This is a genomic window from Sphingomonas sp. NFR04 (assembly GCF_900114095.1).
Classification (GTDB): domain Bacteria; phylum Pseudomonadota; class Alphaproteobacteria; order Sphingomonadales; family Sphingomonadaceae; genus Sphingomonas.
Genome location: NZ_FORV01000006.1, coordinates 187,959 through 208,452, shown reverse-complemented (window position 1 = coordinate 208,452; position 20,494 = coordinate 187,959). Strand labels below are relative to the sequence as shown.

Genomic DNA, 20,494 nt, shown 5'->3' with positions numbered 1-20,494 from the left:
GCGGCGCCAGTCTTCGGAGCGATCAGGCGGTAGCCCGCATCCGCTCCAGCACGACATCTATATCGTGTGCCGAATGGCGTTCGGGAACCCGCTGGTCTTCGGGGCCGGTGCCGCGATTGACCAGTCGGCCGCGTTGCACCGGCTCGCGCTCGGCGATCTCCGCCGCCCAGCGCAGCAGGTTCGGATATTCCTGGGCGTTGAGGAACACGTCCGCCCCGGCATAGGTCTCGCCACGCACCACTGCGCCGTACCAGGGGAAGATCGCCATGTCGGCAATGGTATAGATGTCGCCCACCATGTAGCGGTTGTTCGCCAGATGCGTGTCGAGCACGTGGAGCTGGCGCTTGGCCTCCATCGCATAGCGATCGATCGCGTACTGGATCTTGATCGGCGCATAGGCGAAGAAATGACCGAAGCCGCCGCCGAGGAACGGCGCCGAGCCCATCTGCCACATCAGCCAGCTCAGCGTCTGCGCGCGCTTGGCCGTGTCGGTCGGCAGGAAGGCGCCGAACTTCTCCGCCAGATGGATCATCATCGCGCCGCTCTCGAAGATCGGCAGCGCAGGCGTGATCGAGTGGTCGACCATCGCCGGGATCTTCGAGTTCGGATTGATCGCCACGAAGCCGCTGCCGAACTGGTCGCCCTCTCCGATGCTGATCTTCCACGCGTCATACTCCGCGCCCGCGTGACCGGCGGCGAGCAGCTCCTCGAGCAGGATCGTCACCTTCTGGCCATTGGGCGTGCCAAGCGAGTAAAGCTGGATGGGGTGCTTGCCGACCGGCAGTTCCTTGTCGTGCGTCGCGCCCGAGACCGGCCGGTTGATGTTGGCGAACTGGCCGCCATTGCCGGGCGCCCATTCCCAAACCTGGGGCGGCACATAGCCGGCGGGGAGGTTGTTGGCGGGATCGGGGGCGTCGGCCATGTGGGTGTCTCCTCGGAGGAACTTGCCGGCGGCATGTAGGGCGCGGACGGCGACTTGCCAGTCCCACGCGCCGGTCTCGCACAACTTCCCCCGCTTGCGGCCGCTCGGTTCGCCGGGCAAAGGCGCCAGCATGACGGCAGCCCACCGCCTCCTCCGCATCGCCGGGTTCGCGCTGGTCGCGATCCTCGGCACCTATGCGATCGCGCTGATCCCCCGCGAGGTGCATCCGCTGGAGCTGACGTTCAACTCGATGCTCGACCATCTGCTGCGCGGCCGGTTCGACGTGTACCCGGGGACGGTGGGCCGCGAAGGGTTCACGATCCACGGGCAGGTCATGGCCTATTGGGGACCGCTGCCCGCGCTGCTGCGGCTACCGATGATGGTCTTTCCCGGCTGGCACATGCTCGATTTCACCATCGGCTCGTGCCTCGTGGCACTTGCCGGCATGATCGCGACCAAACTGTGGACGCTGCGGCTGATCCGGCGCGAACTGCCCGGCGTGCCCGCATGGTTAGGCCGCGCGATGGCGGTGGTGCTGGTGCTCGCGGGCGCGCAGACCTGCTTCCTGCGCTTCAGCCTCTACCAGGAAGTCTGCCTGTGGGCGGCGCTGTGGGGCGCTTTGTTCGTCGCGGCGGCGATCCATGCCCAGCTGCGGGGACTCGGGCGCGGGGCGCTGCTGGTGATGGCGCTGGCGGCGGGCCTTGCGATGCTGACCCGCGTGTCGCTCGGCATCGGGCTGGTCGCGGCGTTCGGCGGCGTGCTGCTGGTCGAGGCGGTGCGCAGCCGCGCGGATCTACGCGGCTGGCTTGCCGCTGCCGGCCTGCCGGTGCTGCTGCTGATGCTGTTCGGGCTGGTTACCGCCGGGGTGAATATCGGGCGCTGGGGCAATCCCTTCACCTTCGCCGACTATCACCATTACAACTACAACGCCTGGTACCCCGACCGGATGGTGCGAATGGCCGAACAGGGGCTGTTCAACCTCCACCGGGTACCGTTCGGGCTGGTCTATTATTTCGCACCGATCTGGGTGCTGCGCGGGGCCGACGGCCAGCTGCTGCTCGAGGCCACCCGCACCAAATGGATCGACGCCGCCGAACTGCCGCCGAGCAGCTTCCTGCTGACCGATCCGCTGCTGCTGGTGCTGGGAGCGCTGACGATCCTCGGCTGGGCCCGCCATGCGACCGCCGACCGCGCCCGCGGCATCGCGATCGCGCTGGGGCTGGCGATCCCCGCCGGGCTGATGCTGTGCGCCGTGAGCATGAACTTCCGCTACCGACTGGATTTCTACCCGCTGTTCGAGTTCCTCGCCTTTTCGGGTCTGATCCTCGCCGGGCGAGGCGGCCCCGCGCCCGGCCCGCGCTGGACGGCCGCCTTGGCGACCCTCTCAGTCCTCGCCTCGCTGTTGGTCGGCGCCGCCTATCTGGTCGGCCGTCTGGGTCCAGGCCAGCTGCTGATCGGCGACGGCATCGCCGCCTATTATCTCCAGGCCTTCGGGCTGCGCTGAGCGGCTAGCGCAGCGACACCCGCGCGCCGGCGTGCCGATCAAGCCGTGCCGCCAGTTCGAGCTCGAGCAGCACCGTCTGCACCACCGCCGGCGCGCAGCCCGACTGGCGGATCAGCTCGTCCACGCCCACCGGCACCGGGCCGAGCAGCCCGGTCACGCGCCGACGATCGGCGTCGCTGGCATCCTCCGGCGGCGCCGCGCCGAAGCGGTCGCCCGGCGCGCGCACCACGCGCGAGTCGATCGGCCGCACCTGCTCCCAGATGTCATCGGCCGACTGGACCAGGATCGCGCCCTCGCGGATCAGCAGATTGCAGCCCTGCGCGCGCGGATCGAGCGGCGAGCCAGGCACCGCCATCACCTCGCGCCCCGCCTCGGCGGCGATCCGCGCGGTGATCAGGCTGCCCGAACGCGGCGCCGCCTCGACCACCACCGTGCCCAGCGACAGCCCGGCGATGATGCGGTTGCGCGCCGGGAAGAAGCGCGCGAGCGGCTCGGTGCCCGGCGGCTGTTCGGTGACGAGCAGGCCCTGCCGGGCGACCCGCTCCTGCAGCTCGGCGTTCTCGGGCGGGAAGACGATGTCGATGCCGCTGGCGATCACCCCCACCGTGCCCCCGGCGAGCGCGCCCTGGTGCGCTGCGGTGTCGAACCCCCGCGCCAGGCCGGAGACCACCGTCGCGCCCTGCTCGACCAGCCCGATCGCCAGCTGGCGGGCGAAGCGGCATGCCGCCGCAGAGGCGTTGCGTGCGCCGACCATGGCGACGCAAGGCCGCTCCAGCAGTGCGGTGTTGCCGCGCAGGATCAGCGCCGGCGGCGCATTGTCCAGCTCGGCGAGCAGCGGCGGATAGGCGGGATCGTCGAGGAACAGGTAGCGCGCGCCGAGCCGCTCGACCGCGGCGATCTCGCGCCGCACCGCGCCGGCATCGGCGATCTGCGGCGCCCGCCCGCCGCCGCGCGCGGCGAGCATCGGCAGCGCCTCCAGCGCCGCCTCGGCGGTGCCGAAGCGGGCAATCAGCTGGGCATAGGTAACGGGACCGACATTGGCGGAGCGCAGCAGCCTCAGCCGCGGCTCCCGCCCGTCAGCCACGCTTGCTGCCGACCCGGGGTTCGGCGCCGCTGAGCAGCCGGTCGATATTCTCGCGATGCTTCCACAGCACGATCAGCGCCAGCGCCAGCAGCATCAGCACCAGGTCCAGCCGGCCGAAGAACGCCGCGCTCACCGGCGCGCTCACCGCCGCCGCCATGCCGGAGACCGAGGACATCCGCACCGTCGCCAGCAGCCCCAGCCACACCGCCGCATAGACCAGCCCCGAGGGCCAGTAGAGCGCGAGCACCACGCCCATCAGCGTCGCCACGCCCTTGCCGCCGCGGAACTTGAGCCACACGGGGTAGCAATGGCCGATGAACGCTGCGGTCGCCGCCAGCGCCGCCGTGCCGGGCAGGAAGGCGGCGGCGAGCAGCACCGCCACCGCGCCCTTGGCCATGTCGAGCAGCAGCGTCGCCGCCGCGAGGCCCTTGCGACCGGTACGCAGCACGTTGGTCGCGCCGATATTGCCCGATCCGATCTGGCGCAGGTCCCCCGCCCCCGCGGCGCGCGTGAGCAGCACCCCGAATGGGATCGAACCGAGCAGATAACCGAGCAACAAGGCCCCGGCCGGGGCCATCCATGGAACTTCCGTGGGCAATGCGGCCCCCTTTCGTTCCTCCGTTTAGCCGCATCCCTTACCCAAACGCAATGATCTGCATCAGCGTGCAGACGGGGCCTCTTGTTGACGCTGGCGCGGTGCCTCGGCCATGGCGGGCGCATGGCCGATCGTCGTCCCGTGCTGTTCTTCGATTCCGGTGTCGGCGGGCTGTCGGTGCTCGGACCCACCACCGCGCTGCTGCCCCAGGCGCCTTTGGTCTATGTCGCCGATTCGGCGGGCTTTCCCTATGGCACCAAGAGCGAGGCGGAAATCGCCGCGCGGGTGCCGGCGCTGCTCGGCCGGCTGGCGGAGCGCTACGATCCGCGCCTGATCGTGATCGCCTGCAACACCGCCTCGACGATCGCGCTCCGGCATGTCCGCGCCGCGCTCGACCTGCCGATCGTCGGCACGGTACCCGCGATCAAGCCCGCGGCGGAGATCAGCCGCACCCGCACCATCGGCGTGCTCGGCACTGCGGCGACGGTGCGCCAGCCCTATGTCGACGATCTCGCCGCGGGCTTCGCGGGCGACTGCACGGTGCTGCGCCACGGCTCGGCCGCGCTGGTCGAGCTGGCCGAGGCGAAGCTGGCGGGCGAGACGATCGCGCCCGAGGTGATCGCCAACGAACTCGACGGCCTGTTCCACCAGCCGGGCGGCGACCGCATCGATGTGATCGTCAATGCCTGCACGCACTTCCCGCTGCTGGAACCGGAAATGCGGGCGGTGGCGCCGGCGGGCATGCAGTTCGTCGATGGCGGCCCCGGTATCGCGCGCCGAGTCGCCTATCTCACCCGCGCGCAGAGCTGGCCCGCCGATCTGCCGCCCGGCCGCGCCGTGTTCACCGCGCGCGACCATCGTGCCGATGCGCTCGCCCCGACGCTCGCCCGCTATGGGCTCAGCCGAATCGAGACGCTGTAGCGCTCAGGCGAAGTCGCCGAGCACTGCCTGCGGATCGCGCACGGCGACCTTGGCGGTATAGCGATCGGCCATTTCCTGATGCACCCGCCGGGCGCTGCTGTCGTCGCACTTGCCTGCGCGCTCACGCTCCTGCCGCGCGCGCCGTTCAAAATATTCGATGTCGTTCTTCGCCATGGGCCGCTCTCCATGCCAGGCGGGAGCTCAGCGTCTCTCAGCCGCGGACATGCTGGCGCCCGAGTCGTCCGCGATACGCTTTGTTTACCACACGCGAAGCTGCAGATCCCTGATCTTGCGCAAACATCGATTACCGAGTGCGAGATTCTTCATCGCAACCGGATGCTGAGGATGCCGCAGGCACCCCCTATCTCCGGCTTGCGGGCCGTCCGGCCATGCCCCAGGAGCAATCCCGATCCTATACGGTGGTTCACGTGCTAGAATTGCTGAAAATTAAGGCGTAGAGACGTTTTCCATGCAGCGCCAAGACGCCTCCGCGCCCGCGATCGACTATACGCGGGTCTTCACCCAGGCCATCGACCGCCTCCACGCTGAGGGGCGCTACCGGGTCTTCATCGACATCCTGCGCAACAAGGGGATGTTCCCCAATGCGCGCTGCTTTGCCGGGCATAACGGGCCGAAGCCGATCACCGTATGGTGCTCGAACGACTATCTCGCGATGGGCCAGCACCCCAAGGTGATCGCGGCGATGGAAGAGGCGCTGCACGATGTCGGCGCCGGATCGGGCGGCACGCGCAACATCGGCGGCAACACCCATTACCATATCGATCTCGAGCGCGAGCTGGCCGACCTGCACGGCAAGGAAAACGCGCTGCTGTTCACCTCGGGCTACGTCTCGAACGAGGCGACGCTGGCGACACTGGCCAAGGTGATGCCGGGCTGCATCATCTATTCGGACGAGCTCAACCACGCCTCGATGATCGCCGGCATCCGCAATTCGGGCTGCGAGAAGCGCGTGTGGCGCCACAACGACCTCGCCCATCTAGAGGAACTGCTCGCCGCCGACGATCCCTCGGTCCCGAAGCTGATCGCGTTCGAGAGCGTCTATTCGATGGACGCCGATATCGCCCCGATCGCCGAAATCTGCGACCTGGCCGACAAGTATAACGCCCTCACCTATCTCGACGAAGTCCATGCCGTCGGCATGTACGGCCCGCGCGGCGGCGGCATTTCGGATCGCGAGGGGCTTGCCGACCGGCTGACGATCATCGAGGGCACGCTGGGCAAGGCCTTCGGCGTGATGGGCGGCTATATCGCGGCCGACCAGGTGATCATCGACGTGATCCGCAGCTATGCCCCGGGCTTCATCTTCACCACCTCGCTGTCGCCGGTGCTGGTCGCCGGTGCGCTGGCGAGCGTGCGCCACCTCAAGGAGTCGAGCGTCGAGCGCGAGGGCCAGCAGGCCGCCGCCGCGATGCTCAAGCAGCTGATGAACGACGCCGGGCTGCCGGTGCTGCCCTCGACCACCCACATCGTGCCGCTGATGGTGGGCGATCCGGTGAAGGCCAAGAAGATCAGCGACGTGCTGCTCGCCGAGTATGGCGTGTACGTGCAGCCGATCAACTATCCGACGGTGCCGCGCGGTACCGAGCGGCTGCGCTTCACGCCGGGCCCGTCGCACGATGAGGCGATGATGCGCGAACTGGTGGACGCGCTGGTCGAGATCTGGGGCCGGCTGGAGCTGCGACTGGCGGCGTAATATTACAGAACATCGTTAACGCCGACGCAAGTACGTTCCTAGAATATCCTTGAACACCAATGTCGCGAAGCCGCCTGGCGGCTCCGCGCCTGGAGGCTTAGGATGCAGGAACTCGTAGATCGTCCGACCGAGGCATCGGAGATCGCCACCTCGGAATTCGATGCGATCTTTCATCGGCTCGCCCAGCAAGGCGTGGAGGCACTGGCCACGACAGTGACGGAGCTGGCGGCACGGTCCCCATACTGGGACCTTCAGACGGCGCAATCGGCCTATGTCCAGCTTCTTAGCACCGCGAGCGAGGGGATCGAGACGGGTCGCGTGCTGGATACGTCGCGGGCGCTGGTACGGACACCGCAGCCGCTCGCGCGCGAGGTACGCGCGCTGCTGCACCTTGCCCTTTGCGGCGATTCCGGCTTCGACGTGACCCGCTTCTCCGATCAGTTGTTGCTGTGTGACACGGCACTGGGCGCGGCGGCAGGCGATGCGCAAGGTGCGTTGGCCACGCTTGCCGCCGAAACGAAGCGCCGCGGCAATGGCTTTGCCGAGGCGGCGGAATGGACCCGCTTCGCCATTGATGCCTGGGATGGCTTCAAGCCGAAGCTGTTGATCTGGGATCTCGACGATACGCTGTGGCACGGCACGCTGGCCGAGGGCGACGACGTCCAGCTGATCGCGCGGCGCGCGGAGATCGTGCGGGCGCTGAACGGCCACGGCATCGTTTCGGCCATCTGTTCGAAGAACGATCCCGCGGTCGCGCAGGCGCGACTCGAAGCGTTCGGCCTGTGGGACGCCTTCGTCTTCCCGCGAATCGCATTCGTCCCGAAGGGAGAGGCCGTTCGCCAGATGATCGAGGACATGCAGCTTCGTTCGCTGAACGTGCTGTTCCTCGACGACAATCCCCACAATCTGCACGAGGTGGCCGCGGCTTGCCCCGGTATCCGCACGATCGACGCCACGACTACCGCGTGCGACGATCTGCTCGAACAGATTCTGGCGGAACACCGCCACATCGCGCGGGACCGCGTTTCGGAATATCGCGTGCTGCAAACCAAGATCGACGAGCGCACCGGCCGCGGGATCAGCAACGAGACCTTTCTTGCGGCCAGCAACATCCATGTGCTGTTCACGCGACTGACCGAGAATGTTCAGTTCGCCGACCGCATCGAAGAGCTGATCAATCGCTCCAACCAACTCAATTACACCGGCTCGCGCGTCGAGCCCGGTTCGATGAGCGAATATATCATGCGGATCGATCTGCACGACACGCACGGCGTGTTCGTGTGGGACAAATATGGCAACTATGGGCTTGTCGGCTTCATGTCCGTCACGCCGGACACGCGCGAAGTCGAGCATTTCGTGCTGTCGTGCCGGGTCATGCACATGGGCATCGAGGCGGCAATGCTGCATCGGCTGGTCTGCTTCTATCGCCCGCCGGATTTCAAACACCTGCGCAAGCCGCTGCCCGAGCAGCCTGCCGTCGGGATTACCTACGCACCGGTGACCGATCCTGCCAACCTCGCCCGCATTCGGGAAAAGGAAGGCAAGCAGCGGGCAACGCCAAAGCTGCGGATCATCTGCGACTGCCAGTCGGGCGCGCTGCAGCACTACAGCCGGTTCGCCGACGAGATCGAGTTCGACGCGAACCCGCGTCTCTTCAGCCTGCCGATGATGAAGACGGGCACGTACCGCGAGCAGGTGTTCCCCCAGCACCTCGTCTTCGCGGCGGCAACCGACTATCTGCCCTTCCGCTGGGAAGAGCGCGATGTGCCCTTCGATCCGGAAACCTATGAAGAATGCGCCCGGGCCTTTTGTGAGGCCATGAACGACGGCGAGCGCCGCATGCTGGTGATCCTGCCGCCCGAGGATGCGCCGGACCGCTGCTATTATCCGGAAGCGCGAATCCGCAGGGCCTTTGCCCGGGACAATGGCCTCGGGTGGAACGCGCTGTGGCGCGCGCTGGCCAGCCAATATCCGGCGATAATCGACCTCATGGAACTCACCGGGCGCATCGCGCACGAAGAGATGGTCGATGCCTGCCACTATATCCCGCCGCGCCTCCGGGAGATCTCCGGCTGGATCGACGACTGGTACGCCAGCGTCAGGCCGGCCGCCTGAGCGCCGCACTCCAGGTATAGCCGCGCAGCGAGGAGCGGAACTCGGCCGTCAGCCCCTGCTCGGCCGCGACCGCCTCCACCACCTCGCGCAGGTCGGCGCGCGGGTAGACGTGGAAGGCGTTGAGCTCCTTGAAGTGGAAGCGCTTGGCGAAGCCGGGCAGCCGTTCATACTGGCCGAAGTCGACGATGTGCAGGCTGCCGCCCGGTGCGAGCGCCTTCGCCCCCAGCGCGATTGCTTCCTTCCAAGGCGGCATCATCGACAGCGTGTAGCTCATGAACACGCGGTCGGCCTGTTCCAGACCGAACAGCGCGTTCACATCGAACGCCCCGGCGTCACCCTGCGCGAGCGTGATCTTGTCGCTCAGGCCATGCTTGGCGACCGACTTTCGCGCGGTATCCAGCATCGCCTCGCTGATGTCGAAGCCGTGAAAGCGGGCGTTGGGCCAGCGCTTGGCCGCGACGATCAGGTTGCGCGCGGTGCCGCAGCCGACCTCCAGCACCGTGCCGCCGGGCGGCGGCGCGAGCTCGCGGATCAGCCGGTCGCGACCGAGCAGATAGAATTTGCGCGTGAGATCGTAAAAGTGGCGATGGAGCGCATAGGTTGCGTCCATCAGCCCCTTCTGGTCGCTCGCCCCGGCCTTGGCGCTCATGCGTGCGGCTTCAGCGTCCAGACATGGGTCGCGCCATAGACCGACGAGCGATCGCGGCGCGTCCAGTCGTCGAGCTTGGCCTGGTCCTCATATTGCCACTGATTCATCAACTCGTCGGGGATATGGCCGCGCACGACGTCCGGCACCGCGGCAGTGCGGTAGAGCACGCGCGCGCCCGGCTTGGCGGTGCGGGTGATCTCGGTCCAGATGCGGGTCAGCTGCTCGTCGGTCATCCAGTCCTGCGCGTCGAGCAGGATGTAGCGATCGAGCGACTGTGCCGGCATCGACTCGAGGTAATCGGCATAGTTGGTGTGGCGGATCTCGACCCGGTCGGCGCGGTCGCGGACCAGCTCGTAGTTCTTGCGCTCGAGATAGGGCGGCAGCGGCGCGCCCTCATGCTCGCCATAGCCGCGGCCGAACGCCTGCCAGGCGTAATAATTGTCCTTGAGGTCGAAGTCGCAGGCCAGCTTGCGCAGGCGGCTGCGCAGCGCGCCGGTGATGCCTTCCTGATCGTCGACCTTGAGCAGGTCATACTGCGCCGGCGGAATGCCGAAGCCGAACAGCGCGGCGGGCTGGTCGACCATCCAGCGCAGCAGCTTCTTGTCGAAGAACGGCGCGAAGCGCGTCTCGAAGATGTGGCGCTGCTCCTCGATGGTCTTGGCCTGGAGGATTTCCTTGGGATCGATGCCGTAGCGCGCGCCCAGCCAGTGGACGAAGCCGATCAGCCGGCCGAGCAGGCCCTGGCGGTAGAATCCGGTCTTGAAGCCGTTGATCCGGCGCACGCCATTGGGCGCGCGGCCTTCCCAGTAGGCGCGCGACGTATCGTCCAGCGCCCCGCGCAGATAGGTCTTGTAGGCGTCGATATTCTCCGGCCGGTTGGCCAGGCCGAAGAAGCGGTGGAACGCCTCATAATCCGGCAGCCGCAGCGCCGCCTGCTGCTTGAGCTTGTTGAGCGCGATGTGCGCCGGGTTGAGGTCCACCGCGGTGATCTTCGCGGGGTTCGCCGTCAGGTAGGAGAAGACATTGCAGCCGCCCGACGCGATCGTCACGATGTGGCTGTCGGGGGTGATCTGCAGCGCTTCCATGTCGATCACCGGGTCTTCCCAGATCTGGGCATAGACCAGGCCGCGGAACGCGAAGGTGAAGGCGCGCTCGAGGATGCCTTCCTTGGAAAGATGTTCGTGGCGGTGCACCGCACCCCGAACCGCATCGTTCTTCGGCGACTTGGCGATAGATGGCATTCGAAACGACTCCCGGCGAACCAGCCCGTCCGGCGCCCCGCCGAACAAGCTCCCCACACCCCCTGTGACAAAAGCTTTGCAGCCTTGTGACAGCGGCACCGGGAAATCAATCCTTCACCATGCGACCTGCCGCAGCGAGGCGACCGAAAGAAAGTAGCGACGCGGCTGCAACCTTTCGGCCGGGCGAACCGAACCTATATCGACACCATCCTTCCAAGAGGTTCGCCATGCCGATCGATCGCCGCCAGTTGCTTGCCGCCGCCGGAGCCGGGGCCATTGCCCTGCCGCTGTTCGCGTGCAGCAGCGCGCCCGCCGCGCCGCTGCCGAACTTCCCGTTCAAGCTGAGCGACGCCGAATGGAAGAAGAAGCTGAGCCCGGCCGCCTATAACGTGCTGCGCAATGGCGGAACGGAATATCCCTTCACCAGCCCGCTCAACAAGGAGCACCGCAAGGGCGTGTTCGGCTGCGCCGGCTGCGCGCTGCCGCTGTTCGATTCCGCCACCAAGTTCGACAGCGGCACCGGCTGGCCGAGCTTCTATCAGCCGCTGGCCAATGCCGTGGTGACGCGGAGCGATCGCAGCCTGGGGATGGAGCGGACCGAAGTGTTGTGCCGCCGCTGCGGCAGCCATCTCGGCCACGTCTTCGACGACGGGCCGAAGCCGACCGGCAAGCGCTATTGCATGAACGGGGTGGCGCTGCGCTTCACGCCGCGCGCCTGATCAGTTGATCGAGGCGATCTGGGTCAGCGTCGGCAGGCTGAGCGCCGCGACCTGGACGTTGGCCCAGTCGCTGGCCGGGGCCGAGTCCGGGTAGATGAAGCCGTTCACCGGATAGGCCGAGAGGCCGAGGCTGGCGGTGCGGCCATACCACACGCGCACTTCGCTCCAGTCGCCGGCGGCCGACACGTCCACCGCGCGAACGTCATGCTCGACGGCGCCGGGAGTCGACCAGTTGGCGTGGGTGAGCAGCACTTCGCGCGGGCTGACGACCTGCGAGACCATCGCGACATGGCCCATCGGCATGCGGGCGGTACGCTGGAACGACATCACCGCGCCGACCTTCGGGGTCTCGCCGCGCTGGTAGTGGCCGGCGGCCTGGTCCCACCAGGTCCAGGCATTGCCGCGCAGATCCACGCCCGAGGCCTGACGGGCGAACGTGACGCACTGCCAGAAGGTGCCCTTCGCCTGAGCGGGAACGACAGTCATCAGGGCGCACGCCGCCATCAGCGCAAAACGCGCTGCGAAACGAGTGAACATCTTTGGACCCCCCGGTCAGGAAAGGAAGTGGTTGAGGGTTGGTACCCAAACTATAGGACGGCCGTACACCCCTGCGGTTCGCCGATCCGACGAACCGTTGGAATGCGCCGACGAGGTGCGCTGAACCGTTTCTGAACGACGGGAACCAACCGCAAAACCGTCTTGCCGCGCGGCGCGCAACCGATTGCCCGGAATGGGATAGGGGCCGCGCCCTAGGGGAAAATACGACCTGAATTCAGACGCCTAAGGAAGTTCCCTTAGTGTCTTCGCTTCGTCGCAAACCGATGTTGCGTCGCAGCACATTTTAGGGTCCAATGCTCGTGGGGATACGGAGGGGGTCATTAAGCTCTGCGTTAACCAGTGCAGAGCATGATCCATCCCACGGGCCAAAAGGAACCGAGCGGGAGACGTACAATGGCTGCACGAGCAAAACCGGCCGAAGGCGCTATGACGCTGGCAGAGATGAAGGAATTCGCGGGCTTCGCCGCGGGCACCCAGCGCTATGTGCGCCGGTCGCTCGATGTGGGTCTGGAGCGCGACGATGCGCTGTCGCGCTGGTCGCGCGACGTGGTCGAAGCCGCCAGCATCCGTGCCCAGGCGCGCGTATATGAGCGCCTGAAGGACATCCGCACGCTGCTGCCCAACGAGAGCGACCTCGGCGCGATCGAGCCGTTCATGGCGCCGCTGGTGACGCTCTCCGCGTTCGACCTCGGCCAGGGCCGGCTGACCAGCTTCTCCTCCTATCGCTTCCTCTACGAGCGGCTGCTCGGCGCGGAAGTGCGGCCGTGGCTGCCGGCGGCGTTCTGCTCGGCCTCGGCACTGCCGCATCTCCATCCGGACCTGCGCCGCAAGCTGCTCCAGTCGATCAGCGAAGCCGCGGCGACGGCCTCGGGCTGGTCGAACCGCCAGCCGAGCTTCTTTCCCCAATGGGTGGAAAAGATCGACACCAACGCCCTGCCGAACTGAGGATCCTCAGCGGCAGGCCCGCCACCCCATCTCGCCGCGTGCAGCCTGGTCGAGATGGAGGTGGTCGCGGTGGGCGGCGTTGTAGTCGGGCGAGAGCACCGTCGCGAACAGCCGGCAGGCGCCGTCCCGCACCGCGCGCAGGAAGGCGGGCTTGTCCCCTTCCCCCTTCCAATCGTTCAGCACGCTTACCCGCCGCCCGTCGGCGAGGATGAACGCGGCGATGTCGACGGCATTGGCGCGCGCATGCTCGCTCCAGTCGCCGGTGGTGCGGCCATACATGCGCCGGCACGAATAGCTGCCGAAATGCTCGATCCGCACGACGCGGGATCCCAGGAACTTCTGCGCCTCGGGCTGGACGATGTTCCACTCCCACAGCGCCAGCCCCGCCGCCACCGGACAGGCGGTGCCGAGCGACGCCGGGCTGAACGCGATCGTGCGCGACCCGCCGCTGGTGAAGCGCACGCCATTGGCATAGCCGCATTCGCCCTGCCGCCGGACGGGCGCCAGCTTCTCGTAGCGCACGCCCGCCTGGGTGAGCAGCGCGCGGCACTGCCCGTCATCGCCCCCCAGCCCCGCGAGCTTGCGCCCGGTAAAGGCGCCGATCGGCTGCGACAGGTCGAGCGGCGTCCAGGGCACGTCCTGCGGGCGGCTGCGCGTCCACATCAGCAGGAGCAGGGCACCGCCGGCGATCAGCGCGAAGACCAGCAGCACCCAGACGGTCTGCTTGAGCGCCTTCACGCCCGCACCTCGCGGTCCATCCGCTCGGCGGTGACGGGATAGCCCAGGCCTTCCGGTATGCACAGCCAGTCGACTCCGCCGCGCGACTCGACGAAGGGGGTGATCGGCTCGATCGGGTATCGGCGGGCATGGGCCATTGCCGAGTCGAAATCGTCGAATAGCGCCAGCCGTTCCAGATTGCGGCGGGTGGGATAGATCACGGTGGCTTCGCCGCGATCGGCCAGGTCCAGCGCGCCCTGCGCGGTGACCCAGCACAGCCGGACATTCTCGCTGCCATCGACCTGCGGCGCGGCGCCCTCGGGCGCGCGGGCGAGATAGAAGCGGGTGTCGAACACGCGATGCGGCAGGCCGTAGGGCAGCCAGCGGGCGAAGGGCACCAGCGCGTCCAGATCCAGCGCCAGCCCGGCCTCGGCGAGCAGTTGGACGAATGGCGTGCCGGCATGGAGTTCGGCCCGCAGCGCGGCCAGCGACTCGGCGTCGCACGCTATACCGATCGCGATCCCTGCTTCCTCGATTGTTTCGCGGATTGCCGCGACTCGCGCCGCCGCATCGGGATGACTGTCGGTAAGGAGGTGATCGCCCGGATCGATCCGCCCGCCGGGAAACACCAGCGCCCCGCCGGCGAACGCCATCGCCCGCGAGCGCTCGACCATCAGCAGCTCCGGCGGCCCGCCCGCCACCGCGCGCATCACGATCACGGTGGCGGCGGGAATGGCTTCGGCTTGCGACATCGCTCCGGCTCTACGCCGGGCCGCGGACGCATGCCAGCCCAAGACATTTGGCGCGAACGGTAAGCGGCACCCTGGAAAAACCGGCGTCATTCCCGCGAAGGCGGGAATCCATTGCCCTGTGCGCTCGGGGAAGGAGCCGGGACTTCAGCGCCAATGGATTCCCGCCTTCGCGGGGATGGCGAGGTACGTTGGTCCCACGCAGTCCCCCTGCCCTGACGGAAGAGCAGCACCCTTGAGCGGGCGGCCGATCTCAAACGCGATCGCGCCGCTTACCAGCCGGAGGCGCGCAGGCGCAGGCGGAACACCTGGTCGCTAGAGGTGATGAACAGCGTCTTCCCGTCCTCGCCGAAGCAGCAATTCGCCGCCTTCTTGCCGGTCGAGATCAGCCCCAGCCGCCGCCCGTCCGGGGCCACGACGTAAATACCGCCGGGGCCGCTTGCGTAGAGATGCCCGCTCGCCGCAACCTTCATCCCGTCCGGATGTCCCTGCAGACCCTGGGCAACGGCAGCGCGATGATCGAGGAACAGCTTGCGCCCGGTCGCCAGACCGTCCTCGCCCAGGCTGTACGCCCAGGTGAACAGCGCCGCATCGTCCGAGACCGAAACGTACAGCGTCCGCTGGTCCGGCGAGAGGCCGATGCCGTTGGGCCGGGTCAGCTTCGATTCGATCAGGTGCACCGTGCCGTTGGTGTCCAGCCGGTACACACCGTTGAACGGCAATTCCTTGAGCGGGGACTGGTCGCCATCGGTGAAGCCATAGGGCGGGTCGGTGAAATAGATCGCGCCGTTCTTCGCCTGCACGAGATCGTTGCAGCTGTTGAAGCGCTTGCCCTGGTACTTGCCGGCGAGGATCGTCTTTTCCTTGGTCTCCAGATCCACCGCCGCGATGGCGCGGGTGCCGCTGTCCGCCATCAGCAGCTCGCCCTTGCGGCCCTGGATCATGCCGTTCGATCCCGCCTCGCGCACGCCCTTGGGGATCGGCCCGGCGAGGCCGGAGGGCACGAGGAACGGTTTGGTCTCCTTGCCGTCCCAGCGATAGGCGATATTCGCCGGCACATCGGAAAAGAGCAGATAACTGCGATCGAACGCGCTCGCTCCGCCGGCCGCATCGCCCGAGACCGCGCCGTCGCGGATCCACACCGGCCCCTCGGCCCATTGGATGCCGCTCGAAATCACCTCGAGCGGCGACTCCACGTCGAGCAGCGTGTCGAGCTCGGGATCGAACCGGGTGATCGTCCCCGCCCCCGCCGCGCGGGCGACGCCCGGCAGCAGCGGCAACGCGGCGAGGCCACCCAGCAGGGTGCGGCGGGTGGTGGCGAACATGGTCAGGATCCCCTCAGACGAACGGCCATAGCAGCAGCGCCATGGCGAAACTGGTCAGTCCGGCGATGGTGGCACCGATGGTCCAGCTGCGAAAGGTCTGCGCTTCGGTGAGGCCGAGATATTGCTTCACCAGCCAGAAGCCGGTGTCGTTGACATGGCTCGCCACGGTCGCCCCAGCGCCGATCGCGACGGTGACCAGCGCGATCCGGTCCGGCCCCAGCCCGGCCGCGGTGATCAGCGGCGCGGCAAGCCCCGCGGCCGTCACCATCGACACCGTCGCCGAGCCCTGCGCCACGCGGACGAAGGCGGAGAGCAGGAAGGCGAACACCGGGATCGACACCTGCGCTGCCTGCACCGCCATGGTGATCTGCTTGCCCGCGCCCGAGTCGATCAGCACTTCCTTATAGGCCGCGCCAGCACCGATGATCAGCACCATCAGGCCCGCGGGCTCCAGCGCGCGGGTGCTGATCCTGGAAAGCGTCTCGAACCCCGCCCCCGCCACGAAGCGCAGCCACGCCATCGCCGCCAGCACCGCGAGGATCAGCGCGGTGAAGGGGTGGCCGAGGAAGACGAGCGTGGAGCGCGCCAGCCCCGGCGCCATCGCCTCGCTCGCCACCGTGCCGATCAGGATCAGCGCCAGCGGCAGCAGCATCGCGGCGAGTGCCGGACCGAAGCCGACCGCATTGGTCTGCGGCGCGCCTTCGTCGAGCATCGGCGGCGCACCGATCGCGCCATAGCCGGGCGCGCCATGCGCCAGCTTGGCGAACACGGGGCCGGCAAGGATCGCCGAGGGGATGCCGCAGATCAGGCCATAGAGCGCCATCCGCCCATAATCGGTATGGAGCAGTTCGGCGACCGCGACGGGCCCCGGATGCGGCGGCAGCAGCGCGTGCATCGTCATCAGGCCCGCGAGCAACGGCAGCGCGAAATAGGTGACGCGCCGCTCCGCCCGCACCGCCAGCGTGGTAAGCAGCGGCGCGAGAATGATGAAGGCGACATCGAAGAACAAAGGCACGCCGATGAGGATGCCGATCGCGGTCAGCGCCCAAGGCACGCGTTTCTGCCCGAACAGGTCGAGCAGCCGCCGCGCGATCGCCTGCACGCCGCCCGACGCCTCCAGCATCCCGCCGAGTACCGCGCCGAGCCCGATCACCACCGCGACCGAGCCGAGCGCTTCGCCGGTCCCCTTCTTGATCGCCGCGATCACCGCCTGGGGATCGTTGCCGAAGACGAGGCCGGTCGCCAGCGCGACCAGCAACAGCGCGACGAAGGGCTGGAGCTTGAGGCGCAGCACCAGCAGGATGACCGTCGCGATGCTGCCCGCGACGATGAGCAGCGTATGCCAGGGCTCGCCCATCACGCGACCTCCACCTTGGTCGCAAGCGACGCGGCAGGCACCTGCCCCTCCGCGCCAGCGGTGACGCGGAACTTGGCTTCGCTCTTCAGGTCGGCTGACGAGGCGCCGGCCATCAGCCGGATGTCACCGGCCTCGACGATCCACTTGCCGTCCCGCCAGAAGGCGAACTGCTCGGGGGTAAGGGTGAAGCGGACAATGCGGCTCTGGCCTGGATTCAGGGCCACGCGGGCGAAACCGCGCAGCTCCGCCACCGGTCGCGAGACCGATGCGACGGGATCGTTGGCGTAGAGCTGCACCACTTCTTCCACCGCCATGGTGCCGCGATTGGTGACCTGCACCGAGGCGATGATCCGGCCGCCGGGGGCGAGCGTCTCGGCGCTCAGCGTCAGCGGGCCATAGACGATCTCGCCATAGGTGAGGCCGTGGCCGAAGGCGAAGAGCGGGCCGATCTCGGTATCGTGATAGCGCGCGCTGTCCACCGCCAGGTCCGGATTGGCCGGGCGGCCGGTGGGCAGGTGCGCATAGCTCTGCGGCGACTGGCCGGTCCTGCGCGGCATGCCGATCGGCAGGCGACCGCCGGGGGCGGCCTTGCCGGTGAAGATTTCCGCGATCGCCGGCCCGCTCTCGATGCCGAGCAGCCAAGTCTGGAGCACCGCAGGCACGCCGGTCAGCTCGCGTTCGAGCGCGAGCGGACGGCCGCCCATCAGGATGGCGACGATCGGCTTGCCGGTGCCCTTCAGCGCCTCCAGCAGCGCCGCCTGCCCGTCGGGCAAGCCGATCTCCGCATAGCTGCGCGCCTCGCCGGTGCGGTTGAAATCCTCGCCGAGCGCGACGAGCACCACGTCCGCGCGCTTGGCGGCCTCGACCGCCGCCGCGACATCGGTGCCCGGCTGATAGTCCGCACCGGCCAGCGCCGCCTTGAGCGTCACCGCATCCGTCGGCTGCCCCCGCGCGCGCCACGAACCGATCGCGGAGGAGGCATCGTCCGCCAGCGCGCCGATCAGCGCGAGCTTGGCGCCCGGCTTGAGCGGCAGCACCGCGCCTTCGTTGCGCAGCAGCACTACCGAGCGCTTGGCGAGGTCCCGTGCCTCGCTCCGCCGCAGCGGCGCCTTGTCGCGCGCCGGATCGCCGAAGCCATAAGGATCGTCGAACAGCCCCAGGCGCGCCTTGGTGGCAAGGATGCGCCCGACCGCCTCGTCGATCAGCGGCACGAGAGAAGCGTCCGCCGTCGCGGCTTCGGCGAGGTAGGTCGCATAGCTGCCGCTCGCCATGTCCATGTCGACGCCTGCCTTGAGCGCCAGCACCGCCGCTTCGCGCGCGTCGGCGGCGATGCCGTGGTTGACCAGCTCGCGGATCGCGTTCCAGTCGCTTACCACCAACCCCTGATAATGCCATTGCGCACGGAGGAAGCCGCGGACCAGATCGGCATTGGCGGTCATCGGCACGCCGTCGAGCGCATTGAACGCGGTCATGAAGCTGCCCGCGCCTGCCCGCGCCGCCGCATGGAAGGGCGGCAGATAGACTTCGTTGAGCGTCCGCGAGCCCACTTCCGCGCTGTCATAGTCGCGGCCGCCTTCCGCCGCGCCATAGCCGACGAAATGCTTGGCGCAGGCCATCATCCGCATGCCCTTGCCGAGATCGGCGCCCTGGAAGCCGGCGACCTGCGCCTCGGCGATGCGGGAGCCGAGATAGGCATCCTCGCCCGCGCCTTCGACCACGCGGCCCCAGCGTGGATCACGCGCCACGTCGACCATCGGCGTGAAGGTCCAGTGGAGCCCCGCCGCCCAGGCCTCTTCCGCCGCGATCCGCGCGGCCTGTTCTGCTACCTTGGGGTCCCAGCTCGCCGCCAGCGCCAGCGGCACCGGCAGGATGGTGCGATAGCCGTGGATCACGTCCATCGCGAAGAGCAGCGGGATCTTGAGCCGCGATTCCTCCACCGCGACGCGCTGCAGGTCGCGCAGCGGCTCGGCGCCGGCGACGTGGAGGAACGAGCCCATCTCGCCCTTGCGCACCCGGTCGAGCATCGCCGCATCGAGCTTGGAGTTAAGCGACTTCTGCCGCCCGCCGGCGATCTGGTTCATCTGCCCGACCTTCTCGGCCAGCGTCATCTGGCCGAGCAGCGCCTGGATACGCGCGCGGTGGTCGGCGCCCAGCGGTCGCGCCGCACGGGCTAGCGGGGTCCAGGCAGAAGCGGCGAGCATCGCGCCCGCCGCCAGTACATTGCGCCGATTCATCCGTCCGTTCTTCATGCCAGCGTGATCGCCCGGTGTTCGCGCGCCGCGCGGTAGATCGCCTCGATCAGCCGCATGTCACGCAGCCCTTCCTCGCCCGAGACGATCGGCTCGCGCCCGCTCATGATGCATTCGGGCAGATGGTCGAGCTGGCGGACGAACTGGTTCTTGGCGGGCTTGGGCAGCACGACCTGCTCGCGCTTGCCGCCGATCCGGGTCCACATCTCCTGCCCCTCGTAATTGGTGGCGGGCTCCAGCTCGACCCAGCCCCTCTGGCCGGTGACGCGGTAGTGATTGTGGTTCGAGCTGTAGCTCGACACGCAATCGGCGATCAGCCCGCTGGGAAAGCGGAACTGCCAGTCGATCCGGTCCTCCACCGCCTTGAAGCGCGGGTCGCTGCGATCGGTATATTCCATCGCGGTCACCTCGACCGGCTCCTCACCGGAGAGATAGCGCGCCGCATTGAGGCTGTAGATGCCGATGTCCATCATCGACCCGCCGCCGGACAGCGCCTTGTCGAGCCGCCATTGGTTGGGCGAGGCGTAGAAGCCGTGCTCGGCGAAGATCAGCGTCGGCTTGCCGAGCGCGCCGGACTTCACCGTCTCGATCGCCTTGAGGTTGTACGGCTCGAAATGGCAGCGATAGCCGATCATCAGCTTCTTGCCGGCCTTCTTCGCCGCGGCGATCATCGCCTGGCATTCGGCGACCGAGACCGCCATCGGCTTCTCGCACATCACATGCTTGCCGGCCTGGTGCGCGCGGATCGTGTATTCGGCGTGCATGCTGTTCGGCAGCACGACATAGACGATGTCGATGTCCGGATTGTCGCGGATCCGGTCATAGGTTTCATAGCTGTACTGATGGGTCTTGGGGATGCCGTATTCGGCGCCGTATTTCTCCAGCTTGGCGGGGGTGCCGCTCACCAGCGCCTTGAGCTCGGCGAACTCGCAGTCCTTGAGGTTGGGCATGATCTGCTTGGTGGCGTAATAGCCCAGGCCGACGATTGCATAGCCAAGCTTGCGCTTGGGCGCCGCCTGCGCCGCCGATCCGCCGAGCGAACTGGCCAAGACCCCGGCGCCGATCCCGCCGAGCACGTCGCGTCGTGTTCCCATGATCCTCGTCCTCCTCGTCCCCGGCGGCATTGGGTG

General features: G+C 67.9%; 19 protein-coding genes. 6 read left to right on the top strand and 13 right to left on the bottom strand.

Annotation, left to right across the window (positions count from 1 at the left end):
* Positions 1–22 precede the first annotated feature (22 nt).
* Complete coding sequence (gene yghU / locus BM009_RS17370) at positions 23–922, bottom strand: glutathione-dependent disulfide-bond oxidoreductase (protein ID WP_093298112.1); 900 nt, start codon at positions 920–922, stop codon at positions 23–25.
* 130 nt (positions 923–1,052) lie between these two features.
* Here yghU and BM009_RS17365 point away from each other — a divergent pair, with 130 nt between their 5' ends.
* Complete coding sequence (locus BM009_RS17365; RefSeq protein WP_139216666.1) at positions 1,053–2,426, top strand: hypothetical protein; 1,374 nt, start codon at positions 1,053–1,055, stop codon at positions 2,424–2,426.
* A 4-nt stretch (positions 2,427–2,430) separates the two neighbouring features.
* Here the strand turns inward: BM009_RS17365 and dprA are convergent, their stop codons facing one another.
* Positions 2,431–3,510, bottom strand: a complete 1,080-nt coding sequence (dprA, locus tag BM009_RS17360) for a DNA-processing protein DprA (RefSeq protein ID WP_093298109.1) — start codon at positions 3,508–3,510, stop codon at positions 2,431–2,433.
* Positions 3,503–4,087, bottom strand: coding sequence for a glycerol-3-phosphate 1-O-acyltransferase PlsY (plsY, locus tag BM009_RS17355; protein ID WP_093298107.1), 585 nt, complete (start codon positions 4,085–4,087; stop codon positions 3,503–3,505). The genes dprA and plsY overlap by 8 nt, the downstream gene beginning before the upstream one ends.
* A gap of 141 nt (positions 4,088–4,228) precedes the next feature.
* Between plsY and murI the strand changes: the two genes are divergently transcribed.
* The gene (murI, locus tag BM009_RS17350; protein ID WP_093298106.1) at positions 4,229–5,026 is read left to right on the top strand and encodes a glutamate racemase; all 798 of its coding nucleotides are present in this window, start codon (positions 4,229–4,231) and stop codon (positions 5,024–5,026) included.
* 3 nt (positions 5,027–5,029) lie between these two features.
* On the opposite strand, the gene BM009_RS22695 is transcribed toward murI, so the two are convergent.
* Positions 5,030–5,200, bottom strand: a complete 171-nt coding sequence (locus BM009_RS22695) for a hypothetical protein (protein ID WP_175488095.1) — start codon at positions 5,198–5,200, stop codon at positions 5,030–5,032.
* Between the two features lie 295 nt (positions 5,201–5,495).
* On the opposite strand from BM009_RS22695, the gene hemA reads away from it, so the two are divergent.
* Both hemA and BM009_RS17340 read left to right on the top strand, forming a co-directional pair.
* On the top strand, positions 5,496–6,740 hold the full coding sequence (hemA, locus tag BM009_RS17345) for a 5-aminolevulinate synthase (RefSeq protein ID WP_093298104.1): 1,245 nt from the start codon (positions 5,496–5,498) through the stop codon (positions 6,738–6,740).
* 102 nt (positions 6,741–6,842) lie between these two features.
* A complete protein-coding gene (locus BM009_RS17340; protein ID WP_093298103.1) occupies positions 6,843–8,855 on the top strand; it encodes an HAD-IIIC family phosphatase in 2,013 nt (670 codons plus the stop codon).
* Here the strand turns inward: BM009_RS17340 and BM009_RS17335 are convergent.
* Together BM009_RS17335 and BM009_RS17330 are read right to left on the bottom strand one after the other, a co-directional pair.
* Positions 8,839–9,504, bottom strand: a complete 666-nt coding sequence (locus BM009_RS17335) for a class I SAM-dependent methyltransferase (protein WP_093298101.1) — start codon at positions 9,502–9,504, stop codon at positions 8,839–8,841. The two genes, BM009_RS17340 and BM009_RS17335, sit on opposite strands and share 17 nt — an antisense overlap.
* Complete coding sequence (locus tag BM009_RS17330) at positions 9,501–10,745, bottom strand: BtaA family protein (RefSeq protein WP_093298100.1); 1,245 nt, start codon at positions 10,743–10,745, stop codon at positions 9,501–9,503. Before BM009_RS17330 ends, BM009_RS17335 begins: the two co-directional genes overlap by 4 nt.
* A 227-nt stretch (positions 10,746–10,972) precedes the next feature.
* Here BM009_RS17330 and msrB point away from each other — a divergent pair, with 227 nt between their 5' ends.
* Entirely contained in the window at positions 10,973–11,464 is a 492-nt protein-coding gene (gene msrB, locus BM009_RS17325) for a peptide-methionine (R)-S-oxide reductase MsrB (RefSeq protein WP_093298098.1), read from the top strand.
* Here msrB and BM009_RS17320 read toward each other — a convergent pair whose 3' ends face one another.
* Positions 11,465–11,950 carry a CHAP domain-containing protein gene (locus BM009_RS17320; protein WP_254772340.1) on the bottom strand — a complete coding sequence of 162 codons (486 nt, stop codon included), beginning with the start codon at positions 11,948–11,950 and terminating at the stop codon, positions 11,465–11,467.
* Positions 11,951–12,415: 465 nt separating this feature from the next.
* Here BM009_RS17320 and BM009_RS17315 point away from each other — a divergent pair, with 465 nt between their 5' ends.
* Positions 12,416–12,967 (top strand): hypothetical protein, encoded by a 552-nt coding sequence (locus tag BM009_RS17315; protein WP_093298095.1) that lies wholly within the window; start codon positions 12,416–12,418, stop codon positions 12,965–12,967.
* A gap of 6 nt (positions 12,968–12,973) precedes the next feature.
* On the opposite strand, the gene BM009_RS17310 is transcribed toward BM009_RS17315, so the two are convergent.
* The 6 genes from BM009_RS17310 to BM009_RS17285 all read right to left on the bottom strand — a co-directional run bounded on the left by BM009_RS17310 (position 12,974) and on the right by BM009_RS17285 (position 20,458).
* Positions 12,974–13,705, bottom strand: coding sequence for an extensin-like domain-containing protein (locus BM009_RS17310; protein ID WP_093298094.1), 732 nt, complete (start codon positions 13,703–13,705; stop codon positions 12,974–12,976).
* Entirely contained in the window at positions 13,702–14,436 is a 735-nt protein-coding gene (locus BM009_RS17305; protein WP_093298092.1) for an NUDIX hydrolase, read from the bottom strand. Before BM009_RS17305 ends, BM009_RS17310 begins: the two co-directional genes overlap by 4 nt.
* Before the next feature lie 269 nt (positions 14,437–14,705).
* Positions 14,706–15,758, bottom strand: coding sequence for an SMP-30/gluconolactonase/LRE family protein (locus BM009_RS17300; protein WP_093298091.1), 1,053 nt, complete (start codon positions 15,756–15,758; stop codon positions 14,706–14,708).
* A 13-nt stretch (positions 15,759–15,771) separates the two neighbouring features.
* Entirely contained in the window at positions 15,772–17,115 is a 1,344-nt protein-coding gene (locus tag BM009_RS17295) for a GntT/GntP/DsdX family permease (RefSeq protein WP_093298089.1), read from the bottom strand.
* The gene (locus BM009_RS17290; RefSeq protein ID WP_093298088.1) at positions 17,115–19,349 is read right to left on the bottom strand and encodes a glycoside hydrolase family 3 N-terminal domain-containing protein; all 2,235 of its coding nucleotides are present in this window, start codon (positions 19,347–19,349) and stop codon (positions 17,115–17,117) included. Before BM009_RS17290 ends, BM009_RS17295 begins: the two co-directional genes overlap by 1 nt.
* 11 nt (positions 19,350–19,360) lie before the next feature.
* Positions 19,361–20,458 (bottom strand): Gfo/Idh/MocA family protein, encoded by a 1,098-nt coding sequence (locus BM009_RS17285; RefSeq protein ID WP_093298086.1) that lies wholly within the window; start codon positions 20,456–20,458, stop codon positions 19,361–19,363.
* Between the last annotated feature and the right edge of the window lie 36 nt (positions 20,459–20,494).